20 protein-coding genes and 1 pseudogene are annotated in these 19,340 nt (G+C 41.5%); 19 read left to right on the top strand and 2 right to left on the bottom strand.

The window, feature by feature from the left end; translation table 11 throughout:
• Positions 1–34 precede the first annotated feature (34 nt).
• The 3 genes and pseudogenes from CHL1_RS10995 to CHL1_RS10985 all read left to right on the top strand — a co-directional run bounded on the left by CHL1_RS10995 (position 35) and on the right by CHL1_RS10985 (position 1,941).
• Positions 35–1,282: a sensor domain-containing diguanylate cyclase gene (locus CHL1_RS10995; protein ID WP_250932884.1), complete on the top strand. Its 1,248-nt coding sequence runs from the start codon at positions 35–37 to the stop codon at positions 1,280–1,282.
• A gap of 15 nt (positions 1,283–1,297) precedes the next feature.
• A pseudogene (locus tag CHL1_RS10990) lies at positions 1,298–1,657 on the top strand (HAD hydrolase-like protein); the annotation flags it as partial.
• A gap of 104 nt (positions 1,658–1,761) precedes the next feature.
• Positions 1,762–1,941 carry an HAD hydrolase-like protein gene (locus tag CHL1_RS10985; protein ID WP_420840468.1) on the top strand — a complete coding sequence of 60 codons (180 nt, stop codon included), beginning with the start codon at positions 1,762–1,764 and terminating at the stop codon, positions 1,939–1,941.
• Positions 1,942–2,002: 61 nt separating this feature from the next.
• On the opposite strand, the gene CHL1_RS10980 is transcribed toward CHL1_RS10985, so the two are convergent.
• Positions 2,003–2,419 carry a hypothetical protein gene (locus CHL1_RS10980; protein WP_250932880.1) on the bottom strand — a complete coding sequence of 139 codons (417 nt, stop codon included), beginning with the start codon at positions 2,417–2,419 and terminating at the stop codon, positions 2,003–2,005.
• Between the two features lie 197 nt (positions 2,420–2,616).
• Between CHL1_RS10980 and CHL1_RS10975 the strand changes: the two genes are divergently transcribed.
• The 3 genes from CHL1_RS10975 to CHL1_RS10965 all read left to right on the top strand — a co-directional run bounded on the left by CHL1_RS10975 (position 2,617) and on the right by CHL1_RS10965 (position 4,740).
• Positions 2,617–3,993, top strand: a complete 1,377-nt coding sequence (locus CHL1_RS10975) for a GntP family permease (protein ID WP_250932878.1) — start codon at positions 2,617–2,619, stop codon at positions 3,991–3,993.
• A gap of 194 nt (positions 3,994–4,187) precedes the next feature.
• Positions 4,188–4,400 (top strand): YjfB family protein, encoded by a 213-nt coding sequence (locus CHL1_RS10970; RefSeq protein ID WP_228883351.1) that lies wholly within the window; start codon positions 4,188–4,190, stop codon positions 4,398–4,400.
• A 172-nt stretch (positions 4,401–4,572) separates the two neighbouring features.
• On the top strand, positions 4,573–4,740 hold the full coding sequence (locus tag CHL1_RS10965; RefSeq protein WP_250932876.1) for a hypothetical protein: 168 nt from the start codon (positions 4,573–4,575) through the stop codon (positions 4,738–4,740).
• Positions 4,741–4,800: 60 nt separating this feature from the next.
• On the opposite strand, the gene CHL1_RS10960 is transcribed toward CHL1_RS10965, so the two are convergent.
• Positions 4,801–5,559 carry a peptidylprolyl isomerase gene (locus CHL1_RS10960; RefSeq protein WP_070371162.1) on the bottom strand — a complete coding sequence of 253 codons (759 nt, stop codon included), beginning with the start codon at positions 5,557–5,559 and terminating at the stop codon, positions 4,801–4,803.
• A gap of 300 nt (positions 5,560–5,859) precedes the next feature.
• Here CHL1_RS10960 and CHL1_RS10955 point away from each other — a divergent pair, with 300 nt between their 5' ends.
• The 13 genes from CHL1_RS10955 (at position 5,860) to rsxA (ending at position 19,332) form a co-directional block, all read left to right on the top strand.
• A complete protein-coding gene (locus tag CHL1_RS10955) occupies positions 5,860–6,279 on the top strand; it encodes a MarR family winged helix-turn-helix transcriptional regulator (protein WP_070371163.1) in 420 nt (139 codons plus the stop codon).
• A gap of 37 nt (positions 6,280–6,316) precedes the next feature.
• On the top strand, positions 6,317–8,704 hold the full coding sequence (lon, locus tag CHL1_RS10950; protein WP_250932874.1) for an endopeptidase La: 2,388 nt from the start codon (positions 6,317–6,319) through the stop codon (positions 8,702–8,704).
• A 143-nt stretch (positions 8,705–8,847) separates the two neighbouring features.
• Positions 8,848–9,252 (top strand): DNA mismatch repair endonuclease MutL, encoded by a 405-nt coding sequence (gene mutL / locus CHL1_RS10945; protein WP_250932872.1) that lies wholly within the window; start codon positions 8,848–8,850, stop codon positions 9,250–9,252.
• Positions 9,182–10,933, top strand: a complete 1,752-nt coding sequence (gene mutL / locus CHL1_RS10940; RefSeq protein WP_250932870.1) for a DNA mismatch repair endonuclease MutL — start codon at positions 9,182–9,184, stop codon at positions 10,931–10,933. The genes mutL (CHL1_RS10945) and mutL (CHL1_RS10940) overlap by 71 nt, the downstream gene beginning before the upstream one ends.
• Position 10,934: 1 nt before the next feature.
• Positions 10,935–11,900: a tRNA (adenosine(37)-N6)-dimethylallyltransferase MiaA gene (gene miaA, locus CHL1_RS10935; RefSeq protein WP_250932868.1), complete on the top strand. Its 966-nt coding sequence runs from the start codon at positions 10,935–10,937 to the stop codon at positions 11,898–11,900.
• An 11-nt stretch (positions 11,901–11,911) separates the two neighbouring features.
• Positions 11,912–13,210 (top strand): methionine gamma-lyase family protein, encoded by a 1,299-nt coding sequence (locus CHL1_RS10930; RefSeq protein WP_250936279.1) that lies wholly within the window; start codon positions 11,912–11,914, stop codon positions 13,208–13,210.
• 31 nt (positions 13,211–13,241) lie between these two features.
• Positions 13,242–13,415: a DUF896 domain-containing protein gene (locus CHL1_RS10925; protein WP_084633607.1), complete on the top strand. Its 174-nt coding sequence runs from the start codon at positions 13,242–13,244 to the stop codon at positions 13,413–13,415.
• A 37-nt stretch (positions 13,416–13,452) separates the two neighbouring features.
• Positions 13,453–14,889 carry an aminopeptidase gene (locus CHL1_RS10920; RefSeq protein ID WP_250932866.1) on the top strand — a complete coding sequence of 479 codons (1,437 nt, stop codon included), beginning with the start codon at positions 13,453–13,455 and terminating at the stop codon, positions 14,887–14,889.
• Between the two features lie 325 nt (positions 14,890–15,214).
• Complete coding sequence (gene rsxC, locus CHL1_RS10915) at positions 15,215–16,546, top strand: electron transport complex subunit RsxC (protein ID WP_250932864.1); 1,332 nt, start codon at positions 15,215–15,217, stop codon at positions 16,544–16,546.
• A gap of 11 nt (positions 16,547–16,557) precedes the next feature.
• Entirely contained in the window at positions 16,558–17,514 is a 957-nt protein-coding gene (locus tag CHL1_RS10910) for an RnfABCDGE type electron transport complex subunit D (protein WP_250932863.1), read from the top strand.
• Positions 17,514–18,137, top strand: a complete 624-nt coding sequence (locus tag CHL1_RS10905) for an RnfABCDGE type electron transport complex subunit G (RefSeq protein ID WP_148636419.1) — start codon at positions 17,514–17,516, stop codon at positions 18,135–18,137. The genes CHL1_RS10910 and CHL1_RS10905 overlap by 1 nt, the downstream gene beginning before the upstream one ends.
• 13 nt (positions 18,138–18,150) lie before the next feature.
• The gene (gene rsxE / locus CHL1_RS10900; protein WP_250932861.1) at positions 18,151–18,741 is read left to right on the top strand and encodes an electron transport complex subunit RsxE; all 591 of its coding nucleotides are present in this window, start codon (positions 18,151–18,153) and stop codon (positions 18,739–18,741) included.
• Positions 18,742–18,753: 12 nt separating this feature from the next.
• On the top strand, positions 18,754–19,332 hold the full coding sequence (rsxA, locus tag CHL1_RS10895) for an electron transport complex subunit RsxA (RefSeq protein ID WP_148636420.1): 579 nt from the start codon (positions 18,754–18,756) through the stop codon (positions 19,330–19,332).
• The last annotated feature ends 8 nt before the right edge of the window (positions 19,333–19,340 follow it).

The following is a 19,340-nucleotide window of genomic DNA, read 5'->3' as shown; positions in this document are numbered from 1 at the left end:
TGTTAGAAATTCAGCATCTTGCCCATTTGGGCTATTGGGAAATGAATTATTTAACAAAAAAATTTACTGGTCAAAAGAGCTTTATAGTATACTTGGCTATGAAGAAGGTGAGGTCGAGCCGAATCTTGACATCATCTACTGGATGGCTTATGAGGATGATCAGAACCGGGTTTGGAAAGCCTTCTTACGGGCATTTCAGGCGCAGGAAAAAGTGGATACACATTACCGGATAAAAAACAACCGTGGTGAAATTCGGGATATCTATTTGCGAATTCGACATTATTTTACTAAAGAAAATGAGCATCTTCGAACCATTGGGATTCTTCAGGATGTCACAAAACAGGTCGATTTACGTGAAGAACTAAATGCACAACTGATTTTCACAGATAAGGTGCTTAACAACAGCAGGCTTTTATTTATTGAATTTGACAGTAATTTTGAAGTTAGAAACATTAATCACGTGGTTCAGCAATTGAGTGGAATTACTGATGATGAGATCGAAAATAAAAATCTTCGAGATGTTTTTGGAAATCTTAACCGTGCACATCGAAAGTTTGTTAATGAAAATTTAGATTTTCGACGACCATTACCCTTTAGAGATTACAAAGGAAATATCCATTATATTCAGTGGGATCATGCGACTTTTTCCAGAAGAGATGGAAAAAACACTAATATTCTGCTTGGTATCGATGTATCAGAAACTATCGAAAAACGCAAAGCCTTGGAAGCCGCGTTTGTTCAGGATCCAGTCACTAAATTACCCAATCGTTATAAGTTGGAACAGGTTTTGGATAATTACTTTGACAAGAACGGGAAAAACCCTGATAAGAATCTGGCTTTGATTTTTATTCACGTTGAGGGAATTCATTTGGTCGGTGACGCATTTGGTCAGGCTGTTGAAGATCATTTGATGCAGTCGTTGAGTGAGCGGTTATATGGCTGTGTTGGGAAATATGGGCTTTTCGTTCGTCGTTATACGGATCAGTTTGTTTTGTTTTATCCGTGTGACACGGGTATTAAAATAGTTATGGAGATTTGTCAATTGATATCGAAATTGTTTGATGTGCCCTTTGTTATTGAGGAAAACGCATTTACATTAAAATGCCATATTGGAATTTCAAAATTTCCTGACCATGCAAATACTAAGGATGATTTAATCCGCTTTGGTAGCGCAGCGATGCATGAGGCGCAGCGATTAGGTCTGGATTACTATTTTTTTCATGATTCATTAGAAAAGAAATTAAAAAGCAAAGTGATTGGATACAAACAAAAAAACAATTAAATTGAGGAGTCATCTATGGCCTATAAATGTGTGGTTTTCGATTTTGATGGTACCCTTGCGGATACTGAAGAGAAAGCCTTTAATATATACAACGAACTGGCAACAAAATATAAATACAGCACTGTCACCATGGAAGAACTTCAGCATATTAAGAATCTTCATGTGAAAGAGATAAAGGAAATTGTTGATATCCCATTTTATCAATTTCCTCGAGCACTGCGGGATGGGCAAAAAATGATGCGCAAGGAATCAAATGAAATCCATGCTTTTGCCCCAGATATTCATGCGTTTTTTACGGCGTTGAGACAGGAAACCAAGCATATTGGCATTCTCACCTCGAATATAAAGAAAACTGTTTCTGATTTCTTAATAACTTACGACATCAGTCATGAGATTGAATTTATCATGTGCTCGGCACTGATGTCGAAGTCAAAAAAATCAAGAAGGTGCTGCGTAAGCATGATATTAAACCTAGTGAAATGTTATATATCGGTGACGAAGTCCGAGATATTGAAGCCTGTCATAAGGTTGGGGTCGATGTTGCTGCGGTTAACTGGGGCTATAATACACCCCTTGCTCTTGAAAAGTGTAAACCCACGTTCATGATTGACAATATCTGGAAAGTCATTGATATTGTTAAAACAAAAAATGATCATTGAATCGGATTTATGCATCAGTAGTGGAACAAATAATCTTCAGTGCGCCGACGCTAATTACCCGCTATGGTGTGATTAGACGGTATTTGCTGGGCGTTTTGGATACCAACACAGAGACATTCAGATCTTTGTTTATTTCATCAACAAGGGCGGTAATGGATTCGTCATTGGCACCATAAATCACACAATTTAGTGTGGTTTCATCTACAATTAATGCGCCAATATAATAATAGCCATTAGAAACAGTTAGTGTTACGCGCCTCACATGGTTTAAAAGTTTCATTTTAATTATTTCAATGGCCTCCTGGGTATCCATGATTTGTTTACCGGTACTCACATCATTGAGTCCGATAAGAAGCTCATAACGGTCGGTGGATTCCAGACCCAGGGAATCGGACTCTTTTTCAGAAGTCGGTATACAGCCAACTAGTGTTGCAATAGAGAGGAATAGAATACATACAATAAATAGTCTTTTTCGCATCGGATTGTTCTCCTTAAATGATTTGCTAGTGGATCATAATAATCTTAATCATAACACATTTTGATGGCAAATGAAATGCTCAATGGGATGAATGATTTGCGCCAAAAGCTTAGCCAGAATATTAAATAGTATGGTAAGAACGTCTAGGCTTCGCTGATTTCAGGACGAATGCTTAAAATAAAAAGAGGGGTATTTTTATGACCGGTTTGGTTTTGATGAGTACATTTTCAATTGCAATTGGTGTGATGATTATCGCCATTTCAAGATGGGGTGTCCACCCCTTTTTAGCGATTATGGGTGTTTCATTAATCCTTGCTGTGGTTGTCGGATTGCCGCTTTCAGAAATTCCCGGAATTTTAGGATCCGGATTTTCAGGAATATTTACAAGTATTGGTATTGTGATTATTCTGGGTGCTTTAATTGGATTAATCTTGGAAAAAACTGGTGCGGCAATTAAATTGGCAGACCTTGTAGTAAAGATGGTGGGACAGAATAATCCTGAACTGGCTTTGATGATTATAGGATGGGTTGTCGCAGTGCCGGTTTTTTGCGATAGTGGGTTTGTAATCTTAGATCCGATTCGCAAAGCAATGCAAACAAAAACCAGAACCTCATCAGTAGCCATGACGGTAGCTCTGGCAGCGGGACTTTATACGGCTCATGTATTTATTCCACCCACACCAGGACCGATTGCAGCAGCTGGAACGCTTGGGGTTGGAAATAATTTGCTGTTAGTTATTGGTGTCGGTACACTGGTGTCGATTCCTACATTAGTGGCGGCGCTGATATTCTCAAAATACATTGGTGAAAAAATCAAATCAAAAGATGAACTTGAGGATCAGGACTATCAAAAAAATATGGCGGAACTACTTTCTGAATATGGTGAAATACCCGGTGGTCTGGCTTCCGTTGCTCCGATTCTGGTACCTGTGGTACTGATGGCGCTTGGTTCAATTACCAGTTTATTCTCAGTTGGCGGAATATTGGGTCAATTTTTTGCTTTTTGTGGAACTCCCATGATTGCACTAACGGGAGGGTTACTATGTGCGTTGGGGCTCTTGATTTCAACAAAAAAAACAGCAGATTTTTATGAACTGACCAATGAAACCTTGAAGATTGTTGGACCCATACTATTTGTAACAGCTGCTGGTGGGGTTTTAGGTAAGGTGATTGTTGCAGCTGGCTTTGTTGAATTTATTCAGTCCAATGCCGGTTTCATATCCCAGGCCGGTATCTTTTTTCCATTTCTGATTGCAGCTATTTTAAAAACGGCTCAAGGATCTTCAACAGTTGCGATGACTACGACGGCAGGAATTATGGGCAGCTATTCAGACGCTGGCTCAATGATGACGGCATTAGGTTTAACTACCCCATTATCTGCAGTTCTGGCAGTGCTGGCGATCGGGGCTGGGGGAATGACGTTATCCCATGCAAACGATAGCTACTTTTGGGTGGTGACAAACTTTGGGGCAATGGCACCCCAGGATGGCTATCGTACCCAGACGCTATTGACCCTGATTATGGGAATGACAGCAATGGTAACTATTTTTATTTTATCGCTATTCGTGTTATAATTAAGTAATTAATAGTCTAAAAATTAAATGTAACGATTAAGATATTGTTATTCATATTATGGTATTATTATCCTAAAGTAAAGGCATCGCAGTACGATAACATACATGTGTTTAGAATGTAGATTAAGGCAACGGCTGATTCGAACGAATTTGTTTCATGAAATTTTCATTGATTCACAAAAAAGAAGGGTGGAATGAATATGGATATTGCGGCACTATCAATGGGTTTGAGCCAAATGCAGGTTAGTCAACAAGCCAGTATTTCGGTGATGAAAATGGCAATGGAAACTGGTACAGAGCAAATGACTGATATGATGGCAATGGTCGAAACAGCGACTCCGTCGGCCACTGTAGCTGGTCCTGCACCAGATCCTAATATCGGCCAGTTGTTGGATATCTCGATTTAAATGGATCCAGCCGGATTATAACACCGGCTGGATTTTTCATTGTTAATATATATAAGGTGCAGGTAATTTCGATAAATATTCTGTTGCGGGAATTATTGCAAGCCTGATGGTTTAAAAGTAAAAAATGGGGTACAAATCAGATCATAGACTAAAGAAAGCTGGAGGAAACAAAATGTGTTGTAAAAATAATGAAGAGAGCCAATGCTGTGTAGCGGTTCATAAGGACAAAATTGTCCCGTGCGCTTTAGTTGTGCTTACAATTGCCTTTACGATTGCGGGGTTTGTCATCGGCCATCGTTTTATCGGCAAAGGGTGTTGTAAAAATCAGGATGAAGAATAGAGAAACGGAACGGTAAGAGTTACGAAAAAGACCGAAGCGAAAAACGCTTCGGTCTTTTAATCATAGGGTGCTTGCTTCCATTTTGACTGGATATTTTTGTTTGAGGTCTTCGACCTTGCCGATAAATGCTTTGTTCTGCTTTTCACGCAGTAAGTAATTACGAGCATTTTCCTTTACGGCATCAAAGGGGATCGTTTGAGCGATCTTGCGATCAGTCAGCTTAATAATATGGAAGCCAAACTGTGTTTGTACTGGTAGTTCGGTCATCTCATCGATTTCAAGGGCAAAGGCGGCGGATTCGAATTCGGGAACCATTTGACCTTTAGAAAAATAACTGAGGTCTCCACCTTTTTCATTGGATGGACACATCGAGTACTCTTTCGCAGCAGCTGCAAAGGATTTTCCATTTTTGATTTCTTCAATCACGGTTACAGCTTGCTCTTCAGTCGGCAACAAAATATGGCTGGCTCGAATACTGTCGGGAGCAATGAACTGGTTCGGGTTCTCATCGTAAAATTTCTGAACTTCTTCATCAGGTACGGTGATATCCATCATGAATTTGGCAATCATATGGGTTTTAAGCAGCTTTTCTTCAGCATCGATGAGCATTTTTTGAAACTCTTCACTTTCATCGACCTTTGCTGCCTTGCCTTCTAAATAAAAAAGCTCTTGAGCAATGAGTTCTTCTAGCAATTGACGTCGACCTTCTTTCGAAGTAAATTGATTTGCTTGTTCTTGGGGTAATTGTCTTATTAAGGCATCGAGATCCGCAGAGTAAATTGTTTTACCATTGACGGTAGCCAAAGGGGTTTTTTCCATAATCGTCTCCTTTAGGTCCAAATAAATTTATTATCTTATATGATCATAGCCTGTGGATGGATCTTTGTCAATACGTAGTTCAGCTAGGCTACGAATCAAAGTAGCATACACTTGTATCTAAACTGGTGTTGAGGGTAGCGCCTATGAGCAGGATGATTATGTGATTTGATCGATTTACATTAAGTAAAGCTTAATGATTCCGAATAATAAGACGGCATGATTGACAATTATGGAATGGAGCGCTATACTAGTGATAGATAGTTAGGTAAGCGCTAACTAATAAAAAAGTTGGGTGATAATATGACTTGTAAGAAAAACGAATTATATGAGGCCTATCATAAACTGCTGAAACTGGATGCGGCATTGCATGAAAATGAAACCTGTCAGTGTCAGGCGGAAGATGTTACCTCAAAACAGAAATATTATCTGAAAATTATCGATAAGAATTATCGTGTCACCTTTAGTCAATTGGCTCAGGAAACACGAAATTCGAAACCGACGATTACTGAATTGATTAGTAAATTTATTTCCATGGGCTGTGTGTATCGTGAACGTTCACCAGAGGATGGCAGGGTGTATTTTATTTATCTCACACCAAAGGGTAAATCAATTGCCAGATCCGAGGAAAGAACCCAGATTCAAATGATTGAACGTATTAAAAGCAGTCTCAACGATGAAGAGCTGGATCAATTGATCACCTTACTAAACAAAATCCTTTAATAAAAAACAAATCTTTAGAGGATGAGGAGGAAGAAAAATGAGTACACTAGAAATTAAAAGCGCACCATTAATCCCGATTACGGAAACTGTAATTTATCCGGGGATTTCAAATCGTATTTTTGTCAACGAAGATATTGGTAATAATATCAAAGAACTGATCATTAAAAATAATACCCTGGCCATCGGCTTGTCAACTAAGGATTATAAAGGATTGGTTCAATTGACTGCTGATTCCTTTTATCGGATTGGCGTGTTAATGAAATTTGACAACATTCAGAAATCCGATAATGGTTTCATTATTGATATTACTACCATCAATCGTGTAAAGGTTCTGGATTTTACCTTCGAAGAAAAACAGATTACTGCTTCATATACTGTTCAAGACGATATACTGGACATTAATGCTGATGAAGAGCAGGAAATGATTGTTTACATTAAAGGATTGATGAAAGACTTAAGTCATAATTTTAAAGGAGCTGAGTATTTTGTCAGTATCCTGGAAGGTCTGCCTTCATTAGAAGAAATTATGGGTTATACCATTCCGATGATGGGCATTCCATTAAAAAGCAAACAGGTTCTTTTAGAAATTGATTCATTAAAAGAACGTGCCTTGAGCTTTATTGACTATATTATCCGGGAAAAAGATTCGGTTCATTTGCAACTGGAAATCAGCAAAAAGTATTCCCAACGAAAGGATAAAACCTATCGTGAAGCGATGCTTCGGGAACAGTTAAAAAATATTAAAGCCGAACTCGGAGAACTCGATGAAGAGCTGGAAGAAGAAGCCGATTACCGCAAAAAAGTGCTGGATTCGGATATGCCCCCGGATGTTAAAAAAATCGCCTTGAAAGAGGTCAGGAAATTTGAAAACTCACCGCCCAATGGGGGTGAAAGCAATGTGATTATGAACTATCTGGATTTGCTTTTAGAACTACCATGGACCAGTGAGAAAAAAGAAATTGATATTGAACACGCCAGAGCGGTATTGGAGTCTCATCATTTTGGTATCGATGATGTAAAAAAACGAATCATTGAACATCTGGCCGTAATGAAATTAAAAAAAGATAAACAAGGTTCAATCCTGCTGCTGGTGGGACCTCCGGGAACCGGCAAAACCAGTTTGGGAAGGAGTATTGCTGAAGCGTTGGATCGTAAATACGTACGAGCCAGTCTGGGTGGGGTTCGGGATGAGGCTGAGATTCGAGGCCATCGTAAAACATACCTGGGGGCAATGCCAGGACGTATCATTAAAGGTATTGCCAATGCTGAAGCTAAGAATCCGGTGTTTATCCTGGATGAAATAGATAAAATGGGGATGTCGCATCAGGGTGATCCTGGTTCAGCTTTGCTGGAAGTATTAGACCCAGAACAAAATTGTGCCTTCTCCGATCATTACCTGGAAATCCCATACGATTTATCGGAGGTATTTTTCATCGCAACAGCTAATGATTTGAGCACCATCCCAGCACCGCTCTTGGATCGGGCAGAAATAATCCAGCTGTCGAGTTATACCAACGGTGAAAAGAAACGGATTGCCATCGATCACCTGCTGCCAAGCGTTTTAAAAGATCATGGATTGACCACTGAAATGCTTCAGATTGAAGATTCTGCCATCGAAGCAATTGTTGAAAACTATACAGCTGAAGCGGGTGTTCGAGGTTTGACCAAGCAGTTGGCAAAAATTGCCCGAGTTGTGTCGGAAAAAATTGTCTCTAAAAAAGTGGAGCTTCCGTTTGTTGTGACAACGAAAAACCTGAGTGACGTGTTAGGTAATAAAACCAGACGACATGAAAAAGCTGGTGAAAATAACAAACCTGGCGTTGTAACAGGAATGGCGTGGACAGCAGTTGGTGGAGAAATTCTCTTTACCGAAGCAAGCCTGATGCCTGGAAGTGGCAAGCTGACTTTGACGGGCCAATTGGGTGATGTCATGAAAGAAAGTGCTACGATTGCGATGAGTCTGATCCGGTCCCGATTGGGTGATCTGGCCAATGGCTTTGACTACTTTAAAAATGACACCCATATTCATGTGCCATCCGGATCAACCCCTAAAGATGGACCATCCGCCGGCGTTACCCTAACGACGGCACTGGCTTCATTGATCCTCGGGAAACCGGTTGATTCAAAACTATCCATGACAGGGGAAATTACCTTAAGTGGTCAGGTATTACCGGTAGGCGGCATTAAAGAAAAGGTTATTGCTGCTCAACGCAGTGGCATCACAAAAGTACTATTGCCAAAAGATAATGAAAAAGACGTCAGTGATATTCCTGAAGAAGTGCGAAATGCGTTAACCATTATTCATGTTGCAACCATCGAAGAAGTGCTAAAAGAAGCATTGGGGATCGAATTACCAGAATCAAAACTGGTATTAAATAGACCACAAGGTGATTCCAATGTGCAACTGAGTATGGTTGAGGAATAAATGCCAGTATTTTAAAAATGCAATAAGAAAGCGCTGTTTAGTAGAGTAGAAAGGAAGCTGTCAGATGGCAGCTTCCTTTTTTCTAGCAGGTTCAGTCGACGGCTGTATTTTCTTATGATATAATATCTCCCATGAAAATTAAGATGTTAAATAACGAAACAATCAATAAAATAGCCGCTGGTGAAGTTATCATCCGGCCAGTATCTGTGGTAAAGGAACTGGTGGAAAATGCCATTGATGCTGGAGCAGATCAGATTACGGTGATTGTTGAGGCAGGCGGTAAAAACCGAATAACGGTTCGGGACAATGGTTGTGGGATAGCGTATAATGAGATTCCATTGGCCTTTAAACGTCATGCCACCAGCAAGCTGTCAACCATCGAAGATCTGGAAGAAATTGGATCGCTGGGGTTTAGAGGCGAAGCCTTGTCCAGTGTAGCGGCGGTGGCTAAGGTTCAGATTACGACGCGATTCGAGAATGAAGAGATTGGGAGCCAAGCCCTGTTCGAGGGGGGGGGCCCTCATTCATCAGCGGGTCTGCGCCTATAATCGGGGGACTGAAATTACAGTGAAAGATTTGTTCTATAATACCCCGGCCCGTCGAAAGCATTTGGGAAAGGACAAAAAGGAAGAGGCGATCCTCCGGGATCAGTTAGAGAAAATTGCTATTTCGCACCCGGAGATTCGTTTCCAACTAAGTAGTAATGGACGAATGGTTCTCGATTCCCCTGGCACAGGAAAGGTAATCGATGTGGTCAAAAAACTTTTCGGGGGTGAACTGGCAGACAATCTGATACCCCTTAATTATGAAAATAAACCGATGAAGCTTAAAGGGTTTGTGGGGAATCTTAAAACAATGAGAACGCATCGGGAAGATCAAATGTTTTTTATTAACGGACGATTTATCAAAAACAACCGATTGTCCAAAGCCTTAGACGAAGCTTTTGAAGGATATAGTATGAAACACCAGCATCCCCTGGGTATTGTTTTTATTGAACTGCCTGGTCGAATGTTGGATGTAAACATCCATCCGGCTAAAACGGAAATAAAGATTCTTAATGAAAGCCTGGTTTGTTTGCTGTTTAAACAGGGGATCAGAGAAACGCTCAGAAATGCCAGTCTGATTGTTGAGTTGGGGACCGCACACACGGTTGATTTTGACGATGTTAATGAGAAAAATAAATACGCAGATAAAAAACCGACTGGTAACCATGATGCAGAGATTTTTTATAACACTGACAAAGTGACAAGCGTGTCAGTAGCACAAAATAACCAGCCAGAAGAGCAAACTACCATTGAGACAGTGCTAAGTAGTAGCGCTTTGATGACTTCTGCGAACTGTTTGGATACGGAATTGTCATCGTCTGAAAAGCGGATGGGGTTTGGTGTTGATCAGAGAAAATCGGCTTTACCAGGACAATCGGAGGAAGTGCTAAACACAGCATCATTAACCGAAAGCTTAAAGGTAGAAAAGATGGCATTTTCTGAGAATGCTGACGTGTATTTTTCATCAGATCGGCGCAGGCAGGTTGATAACGCTTTGAGTATCTTCGAGCCGGGTCGGCCCGATCCGGAAAAGGGTATTCAGGCATCGGATAGTTCGACAAGTATCAGAGCAGACATTAAAGATCTGACTAAAATGAAAATCGTCGGACAATTGTTTAATGTCTATATTCTACTGGAGGGAGACAAGGAAATTTATCTCCTGGATCAACATGCTGCCCACGAGGCATTCTTAACCGAAGAATTGATGCGTCTGTTTAATCGTCAGGAGATTCTTCCCAGCCAAGGGTTGATGACGCCAATACCGCTCAAAATTCGGCCAAAAGATTTAGTGGGAATTGAACAGACCCTGGTGCAATATAAAAGTTTGGGTTATGACTGCGATGTTTTTGGTGAAGACACGCTGTTGGTTCGAAGTGTTCCAATATTACTTGGGGAGCCCCAGAGTCCGGATTTGCTAAAATTGATGATTGATGAGAATTTATTTGAGTGTGAAGACAGATTTTGTGAAAATAACGTTTTTTCAGAAAAAGCACAGAATAAAATCATTTCCATGGCGTGTAAAGCTGCCATCAAGGGCGGGCAATCCTTAACTCAGGTCGAAATTAAAAGATTGCTCGAGAATTTGACAAATCTTGATAATCCCTACACCTGTCCACATGGTCGCCCCATTATAATGAGATTAAAGGAATATGAATTAATGAAATTATTCAAGCGGGTAATATAATATGGAAGTGAAAAAACCGAAAATAGTGGTCATTGTAGGGCCAACAGCCAGCGGAAAAACGGCCCTGGGTGTAGCTCTCGCAAAAAAACTCAACGGCGAAGTTGTTTCAGCCGACTCCATGCAAATCTATAAACATATGAATATCGGCACGGCCAAGGTTACCTCAGAAGAGATGCAAGGGGTGCCCCATCACCTGATTGACTGTGTGCCCCCAGATGAAGAGTTCAGCGTGGCTAAGTATAAAGAGGCAGCGCTTGAAGCCATCGAAGAAATTCTTTTAAAAGGAAAACTTCCTATTATAATAGGGGGGACTGGATTATATATCAATAGTCTGAGTCTCCCATGGGATTTTCAAAAAAAAGACAGCGATGAGACAATTCGGTGGCGATTAACTGCTGAAGCTGAAGTTCTGGGCAAAGATGCATTGTATGAGCGATTAAAATTGGTGGATCCAGCCACTGCAGAAATCGTTCATCCCAATAATTTAAACCGCATTATCCGGGCACTGGAAATCTATGAGCTCACAGGCAAACCAAAATCTCATTTTGATGAAGAATCAAGAAAACGGGAAGTGCCTTACGATTATATAATGATCGGTTTGGATTGGGATCGGGAGACCCTTTATAATCGAATAAACCATCGGGTCGATCGGATGATCGAGGAAGGTCTGATCGAAGAAACAAAAATGCTGATTGAAAGGGGTTATGATTGGAATCTGACATCGTTGAAGGCAATTGGTTATAAGGAACTGAAGCCTTATCTGGACGGTGAGTCCACTTTGGCAGAAGCGGTCAGCATTTTGAAACGGGATTCCCGTCACTATGCCAAACGTCAAATGACGTGGTTTCGAAAGGACGAGCGTATCCAATGGCTAAAAATGGGTGAACCTAGCAATTTAGAAAATCAGGTTATGGAGTGCCTTGGTCTGATTAAACCACAGTTAGAATCAATAAATGAAAGCGAGTAAATTGTTTGAACATTCAAAAAGACATTAAAACCTATCTTGAACAGGAATTTAAAATATCAGAGTCAGTTATTAATTTCGTAAAAAATACAGAAAAAGATATCGCACTACAGTTGAAGAAATTGGACGATTTGTCGGAGTTGCATCAGTATCGGGTGATTAAAGCCATGCAAAAGGCAGGTTTGGGAGATCGCCACTTCACCGTTTCGACCGGTTATGGTTATGACGATGTGGGTCGGGAAGTAGTGGAAGCTATTTATGCTGATGTATTTGGTGCAGAAGACGCTTTGGTGCGACCGCATATTTCATCGGGGACGCATGCAATAGCATTGGCTCTCTATGGTGTATTGCGGCCTGGTGACCATTTATTGGCTATTACTGGTTCACCTTATGACACCATACGTACTGTTATTGGTCTGGAAGACACTGGTATTGGCCAGGGAACGATTAAAGAGTTTGGGGTAAACTACGATCAGATTGAACTGCTCTCAAACGGCTGTTTTGATGAGTCAGCCATACTTGCTGCAATCACTCCAGAGACAAAAATGATCTATCTGCAACGTTCTACTGGCTATAGCTGGCGTGCTGCGCTGCAAATGGATGAGATGGAAAAGATGATCAAAAAAATTCGTAAAGTAAAAGCAGACGTCATTGTTTTTGTTGACAATTGCTACGGCGAATTTATGGATCGAGTTGAGCCGGTGTCCATCGGGGCAGATTTGATGGCCGGTTCCCTGATTAAAAATCCCGGTGGCGGTTTGGCTCCAACTGGCGGCTATGTAGCGGGACGGGCAGATCTGGTTCATCTGGCTGCCTGCCGACTGGCGGCGCCTGGAGTTGCCAGAGAAACAGGGGCAACACTGGGAATTAATCGAACGTTGTTGCAAGGTCTCTTCCTGGCACCAACTGTAGTTGCTCAGGCAATTAAGTCGGCGGTGCTTTTGGCAGCTTGCTATAAAAAGCTGGGCTTTGCTGTTTGCCCGGAAGTGTCAGATTATCGCAGTGATATTATTCAGAGCATTTGTTTAAAAACGGCTGAAGGGGTCAAGACTTTTTGCCGGGCAATTCAGGAGGCGGCCCCGGTTGATAGCCAGGCCACTCCTGAACCCTGGGACATGCCCGGCTATTCAGATCCGATAATTATGGCAGCAGGGGCTTTTATTCAAGGATCTTCCATTGAACTCTCAGCTGATGCGCCGATGCGAGAACCTTATTATGTCTATTTTCAGGGGGGACTGACCCATTTTCATGGCAAACTGGGGGTTTTGCTTAGCCTCCAGCGGCTTAAGGATAAGCAACTCGTAAAAATATAAAAATTAAGATAAAGAATTTGAGGTAATTAAAATGATAACAAAAGAAAAAATTGATCGAATCAACGAATTGGCCCGGAAGAAAAAAGAGTGTGGGTTGACTGAAGATGAATCGGATGAACAAATGACATTGCGAGCTGAATATTTATCGGCTGTTAGAACAAATTTGAGAGCCCAACTGGACAATATTGAAATTGTCGATAAGTAGAATTGTAAACGAGTCTAGAAACTAAGGAGAAAATGACATGAAAAATAAAGACAAAGAAAAGAGCCCTGCTGTTATGCTTCAGGAACAGCTTGGAAAAAAATGGGAGTTGGCATGGAAAGACCTTGGTGATGAAGAGGTTGAAGAAGTCAAGGCTATCAGCAATGACTATATGCGCTTTTTGACAGCTGGAAAAACCGAACGGCAATGTGTTGAGCTCAGTGTTGAATTGGCTGAAAAGGCTGGTTTTAAACCCTTGGAGACCTATCAGAAAGCCGGGGAAATCAAGCCTGGTGATAAGGTTTATATGATTCATAAAGACAAAACTGTCGCTTTCTTTGTGGCTGGTAGCGAACCGATTGAAAAAGGAATGGCTATTGTTGGTGCCCATATTGATTCGCCCCGATTGGATTTAAAGCCATCGCCGTTGTATGAAAGTGATGATATGGCTTTCTTCAAGACCCACTACTACGGTGGCATAAAAAAATACCATTGGGTGACCATCCCGCTGGCTATGCACGGAACAGTCGTAAAAAAAGACGGTGAAACAGTCAACATTTCTATTGGAGAAGCCCCAGAAGATCCTGTTTTTTGTATCACGGACTTACTGCCTCACTTATCTCAAGAACAAAATACAAAAAAAATGACTGAGGGGATTACTGGAGAAGGGCTCAACATTATTGTGGGGAGCCAGCCATATCCGGAAAAAGATCTCAAAGAGGGTGTTAAACTAAACATACTGAATCATTTATATACAAAATATGGGATGATGGAAGAAGATTTTGCCACTGCTGAACTGGAAGTAGTGCCGGCCGGGGCAGCCCGAAATGTTGGTTTCGATGAAAGTCTGATTGGGGGATATGGCCAGGATGATCGGATCTGTGCCTACACGGCGCTCCGTGCTTTGGTTGATCAGGAGACGGTTCCGATTCGCACACGATGTGTAATCTTGGCTGATAAGGAAGAAATCGGCAGTGTAGGCAACACCGGTATGCATTCTCGTTTTTTTGAAAACGCTGTAGCTGAACTTATCGATTTGATGGATGTGAATAAACCAGAATTGGCCATCCGCCGATGTTTTATGAATTCTGAAATGCTTTCTGCTGATGTTACTGCTGGCGTTGATCCTAACTTTGCCGGTACCCACGATAGAGGGAATGCTCCGTATATTGGTAAAGGAATGGTTTTATCAAAGTATGGTGGTGCCCGCGGAAAATCCGGATCCAATGATGCGCATGCGGCGTTTATGGGAAAAATGAGACAAACACTGGAAGCAGCTGGGGTGGTTTGGCAAATGGGAGAGCTTGGCCGGGTAGATCTTGGTGGCGGAGGAACCATTGCCCATATTCTAGCTGAGTATGGAATGGATGTGTTGGATTGTGGTCCAGCGCTATTAAGTATGCACTCGCCATTTGAATTGGCTTCTAAAGTTGATCTTTTTATGTGTTATAAGGGCTATAAAAGCTTTCTGGCGTAGCAAAATGACAAAATAATACCTGTTAAGACGAAATACAGATTTGAAAAACGCATTTGTTAATATAGTAACAAATGCCATATAATCCATTTGTGGTTTTTGTCAGATAAATGTTCACCTTAAAATGATAATTATGGTCTAGAATTTACACTTTTAGAACTATAAATTATCATTTTTTTTATGGGCCCAGCGGGTACAGTATTATTTTAAACAAATTTATCAATTCGTATGGAAAAAAAATAATTTATATGTTATGATACTGCCTATATATACAAGTATACAGTTTCTCTTGTGTAAAAAATTTAATTTGAGGGGTGTTTGACTAAAGATGAATGTAAAACATGGAACCTTTAAGGGGGGAATCCACCCACCCTATAGAAAGGAAAGTACTGCTGAAGTGCCTCTGGGCTTTGGCGCAAAGCCGGAAATGGTGATCATACCCATGTCGCTGCACATTGGGGCACCTTGTACGCCGATCGTAAAAAAAGGCGATCAGGTGTTTCTTGGCCAGAGAGTCGGAGAACCAAATGGGTTTGTTTCCGCACCGGTACATGCCAGCGTCTCTGGAACTGTTGTTGCGGTTGAGGAACGTCCACATGCATCGGGAGACCGAATCATGGCGGTTGTTATTGAATCAGACGGTTTGGATACCATCGATCCCAGTATTAAACCATACGGTACGTTGGAAGATATGGATGCAGAAGCCATAAAAAAAATGGTACTGGACTCTGGTATCGTTGGTTTAGGTGGGGCAACGTTCCCAACGCATGTAAAACTGGCGATTCCACCAGACAAAAAAGTTGATTGTGTCGTTTTAAATGGCGCTGAATGCGAGCCCTATTTGACGGCCGATCATCACTTGATGTTGAATCAAGCTGAAAAGGTTGTCATGGGATTGAAGGTCGCCATGAAGGCGGTTGGTGTTGAAAAAGGATTTATTGGGGTTGAAGATAACAAAACCGATGCTATTGAAGCCCTGGTAAAAGCTATTGGAAACGATAGCAGATTAGAAGTATATTCATTGCACACGAAATACCCGCAGGGTGCCGAAAAAACAATTATTGCGGCAATAACGGGTCGTGAAGTTCCATCGGGAGCACTGCCAGCTGACGCCGGTGTGGTTGTTATGAATGTCGGGACTGCTGCTCAAATTGCTGAGTCCATGACGACAGGCATGCCGTTGTATAAGCGTTATCTGACTTGCACAGGGGATGCCATCAAAAATCCCCAGACGATGGAAATTCGTGTGGGAGTTCCGTTCCAGTCTGTCATAGATCAATGTGGTGGGTTTTCTGCTGAGCCTGGAAAAGTAATTTCAGGGGGACCAATGATGGGTGTTACTCAGTTTGAAACTGAAATTCCAGTAATGAAGGGAACATCAGGGATTTTATGTTTGACGAAAGAGTCAGCTAAAATTGCGACGCCTTCAAATTGTATTCATTGTGGTAAATGTGTTGGTGTCTGTCCAATTCATTTACAGCCACTTTATATTGCTGAGTACTCGCAACGAAATAAATGGGATAAATGTGAAGCAAATCATGCCATGGATTGTATCGAATGTGGAAGCTGTTCTTATATCTGTCCCGCAAAACGTACCCTGGTATCGTCTATTCGCGTGGCAAAACGTGAGATTATCGCACAACGAAGAAAAGGAAATTAGGAGGAATATTGATGAATGAATTAAATCTTACAGTGTCATCATCCCCTCATATCCGGGCAAAACATTCAACAGCCAACATTATGCAAAATGTTATTATTGCTTTGTTACCTGCATTGGCTGTCGCAGGATATGTTTTTGGGGTATGGGCATTGGCACTCGTAGCTATTTGTATTATCTCGTCAGTTGTTACGGAAGCAGTCATTCAAAAGCTGCTGAAAAAACCGATCACAGTCAATGACTGGAGTGCCGTTGTAACAGGTGTGCTTTTAGCATTCAACTTACCGATTAATGCACCCTGGTGGATTGCTGTTGTGGGCTCTGTTTTTGCTATTGCCATTGTAAAACAATGTTTTGGTGGGTTAGGACAGAATTTTATCAATCCAGCCCTGGCCGCACGCGCCTTTCTGTTGGCATCCTGGCCAGGACATATGACCAGTACCGCTTATATTCCGGTTACGGACACGGTTACCACAGCGACCCCGCTGGCATTATTAAAAGCTGGTGATCTGGCAAGTATGCCGTCAACACTGGATCTTTTCACAGGATTAAATGGTGTTTATGGTTGTATCGGAGAAATTTCTGCCCTGGCTTTATTAATCGGTGGGGTATACCTGATTATTAAAGGAATTATCAGTTGGAGAATCCCAGTTATCTATTTATTAACCATCGGCATTTTTGCTTTGTTAGTGGGACAAGATCCAATTGTTCATATTGTCTCAGGTGGTGTCGTTTTAGGGGCCTTCTTTATGGCGACTGATTATGCTTCGTCTCCAGTTACTCCAAAAGGTCAAATCATTTATGCAGTCGGTTGTGGTTTGATTACCATGATCATTCGTATCTACGGTGGATATCCGGAAGGATGTTCGTACTCAATCTTATTGATGAATGTTGCAACACCTCTAATTGAACGCTTCACCAAAGAGCGAATCTATGGTGTGACTAAGATCAAAAAGGAGGCAAAGGCATAATGGAAGCAAAAGAAAAAGTGCAAATCGACTGGAAAGTCGTTTTCAAACTCGGTCTTATTTTGTTGGTTATTTCTGCTGTAGCCGCCTGCGCCTTGGCATTAACCAATTATGTAACAGCTCCTACCATCGAACAGATGAATATTGATGCAAACACGGAAGCACGGCAGGAAGTACTGCCAGATGCCACTGAGTTTGAACAAGTTCCTGAAGAAGATGTAGCAAAAATTGCTTCAGAAATTGGTATGGAAAAACCGGAAGAACTGATGGAAGTCTATATTGGAACAAATAATGGCGAAACAGTGGGATATACGGTAAAAACCGGACCAACCAGCGGTTATGCAGGAGAAGTTCAAGTTTTAACGGGTATTTCGTCGGACGGAGTCATCACTGGTATTACGATTATTAAGCATAACGAAACTCCAGGCTTAGGTGCTTTGGCAGCAGGAGAATGGAATGATCAGTTTACCGGCAAATCGGCTGAAGAAGAATTGGTGGTTGTAAAAGGTACTGCTAAAGAAGACAGCAATGAAATTCAGGCCATCACTGGATCAACAATTACTTCAAAAGCGGTTACATCTGGGGTAAACGTCTCAATCCAGGTTTACCAGACTTTATCAGAATAGGAGGGAACGCAAGATGAATTTTATGAAAAATCTTACTCGAGGAATCATCCGAGAAAATCCCACCTTTGTACTTGTATTGGGGATGTGTCCAACCCTTGCGGTTACCACATCAGCCATCAACGGTATGGGGATGGGCCTGGCAACCATGTTGGTATTGATTGGTTCGAATGTGGCGATCTCAGCATTGCGAAAAGTAATACCCGATAATATCCGAATTCCGGCCTTTGTCGTTGTTATAGCCTCTTTTGTTACGATTGTCGGGATGTTGATGAAGGCCTATGTGCCGGCACTTGATGCAGCATTGGGTATTTTTATCCCCTTGATTGTTGTTAACTGTATTATTCTGGCTCGGGCAGAAGCATTTGCTTTTTCAAATGGCATTGCTGATTCTTTTGCTGACGCTGTTGGTATGGGTCTAGGTTTTACATTAGCTTTAACAGTTTTAGGATCAATCCGTGAAATTTTAGGGGCTGGCAGCATCTTCGGAATTTCTTTATTTGGTGCCGCCTATGAACCAGTGTTGTTAATGATTCTGCCTCCTGGGGCATTTTTAACCCTTGGTCTTTTAATTGGCCTCATTAACTGGAAAACGAAAAAGGCATAGGGGGAGATATCGATGACTTTAATTTTTATAATGATCAGTGCAATTTTTGTCAATAACTTTGTACTGTCACGATTTTTAGGTATTTGTCCGTTTTTAGGGGTTTCTAAGCAAGTTGAAACCGCAGTGGGAATGGGAGTTGCGGTAACCTTTGTTATGGCGCTGGCTTCTGCCATTACCTATGTGGTTCAGTATTCGATTCTTGACCCGCTGAGTCTTGGTTATCTGCAGACAATTGCATTTATTTTAATCATTGCTGCATTGGTTCAATTAGTCGAAATGATTATCAAAAAATCCAGCCCTTCACTCTATCAGGCGCTGGGTGTGTATTTGCCTTTGATTACCACAAACTGTGCGGTTCTCGGGGTAGCATTAATTAATATTCAAAACGAATATAATTTTATCGAAACCATTTTCAACGGCGTTGGTGCAGCGCTTGGTTTCACGCTTGCTATTGTGCTGTTTGCTGGTATTCGTGAGCGACTTGAAACATCAGCTGTGCCCAAAGCGCTCGAAGGATTTCCCATTGCGTTGTTAACGGCAGGTCTGATGGCCATCGCATTTCTGGGATTCTCCGGAATGAAGTTAGGTTAGGAGGATAC

Origin of the sequence: Acetobacterium wieringae (assembly GCF_023700225.1) — a bacterium.
Lineage (GTDB): Bacteria > Bacillota > Clostridia > Eubacteriales > Eubacteriaceae > Acetobacterium > Acetobacterium wieringae.
The sequence above is the reverse complement of the archived record's forward strand: the minus strand, read 5'-3'. Positions and strand labels throughout refer to the sequence as shown.

Coding starts and splice junctions, on each gene's coding strand:
- CHL1_RS10985 (WP_420840468.1), top strand. CDS start 1,762: ATGTTATATATCGGTGACGAAGTCCGAGATATTGAAGCCTGTCATAAG.
- CHL1_RS10980 (WP_250932880.1), bottom strand. CDS start 2,419: ATGCGAAAAAGACTATTTATTGTATGTATTCTATTCCTCTCTATTGCA.
- CHL1_RS10975 (WP_250932878.1), top strand. CDS start 2,617: ATGACCGGTTTGGTTTTGATGAGTACATTTTCAATTGCAATTGGTGTG.
- CHL1_RS10970 (WP_228883351.1), top strand. CDS start 4,188: ATGAATATGGATATTGCGGCACTATCAATGGGTTTGAGCCAAATGCAG.
- CHL1_RS10965 (WP_250932876.1), top strand. CDS start 4,573: ATGTGTTGTAAAAATAATGAAGAGAGCCAATGCTGTGTAGCGGTTCAT.
- CHL1_RS10960 (WP_070371162.1), bottom strand. CDS start 5,559: ATGGAAAAAACCCCTTTGGCTACCGTCAATGGTAAAACAATTTACTCT.
- CHL1_RS10955 (WP_070371163.1), top strand. CDS start 5,860: ATGACTTGTAAGAAAAACGAATTATATGAGGCCTATCATAAACTGCTG.
- lon (WP_250932874.1), top strand. CDS start 6,317: ATGAGTACACTAGAAATTAAAAGCGCACCATTAATCCCGATTACGGAA.
- mutL (WP_250932872.1), top strand. CDS start 8,848: ATGTTAAATAACGAAACAATCAATAAAATAGCCGCTGGTGAAGTTATC.
- mutL (WP_250932870.1), top strand. CDS start 9,182: ATGAAGAGATTGGGAGCCAAGCCCTGTTCGAGGGGGGGGGCCCTCATT.
- miaA (WP_250932868.1), top strand. CDS start 10,935: ATGGAAGTGAAAAAACCGAAAATAGTGGTCATTGTAGGGCCAACAGCC.
- CHL1_RS10925 (WP_084633607.1), top strand. CDS start 13,242: ATGATAACAAAAGAAAAAATTGATCGAATCAACGAATTGGCCCGGAAG.
- CHL1_RS10920 (WP_250932866.1), top strand. CDS start 13,453: ATGAAAAATAAAGACAAAGAAAAGAGCCCTGCTGTTATGCTTCAGGAA.
- rsxC (WP_250932864.1), top strand. CDS start 15,215: ATGAATGTAAAACATGGAACCTTTAAGGGGGGAATCCACCCACCCTAT.
- CHL1_RS10910 (WP_250932863.1), top strand. CDS start 16,558: ATGAATGAATTAAATCTTACAGTGTCATCATCCCCTCATATCCGGGCA.
- CHL1_RS10905 (WP_148636419.1), top strand. CDS start 17,514: ATGGAAGCAAAAGAAAAAGTGCAAATCGACTGGAAAGTCGTTTTCAAA.
- rsxE (WP_250932861.1), top strand. CDS start 18,151: ATGAATTTTATGAAAAATCTTACTCGAGGAATCATCCGAGAAAATCCC.
- rsxA (WP_148636420.1), top strand. CDS start 18,754: ATGACTTTAATTTTTATAATGATCAGTGCAATTTTTGTCAATAACTTT.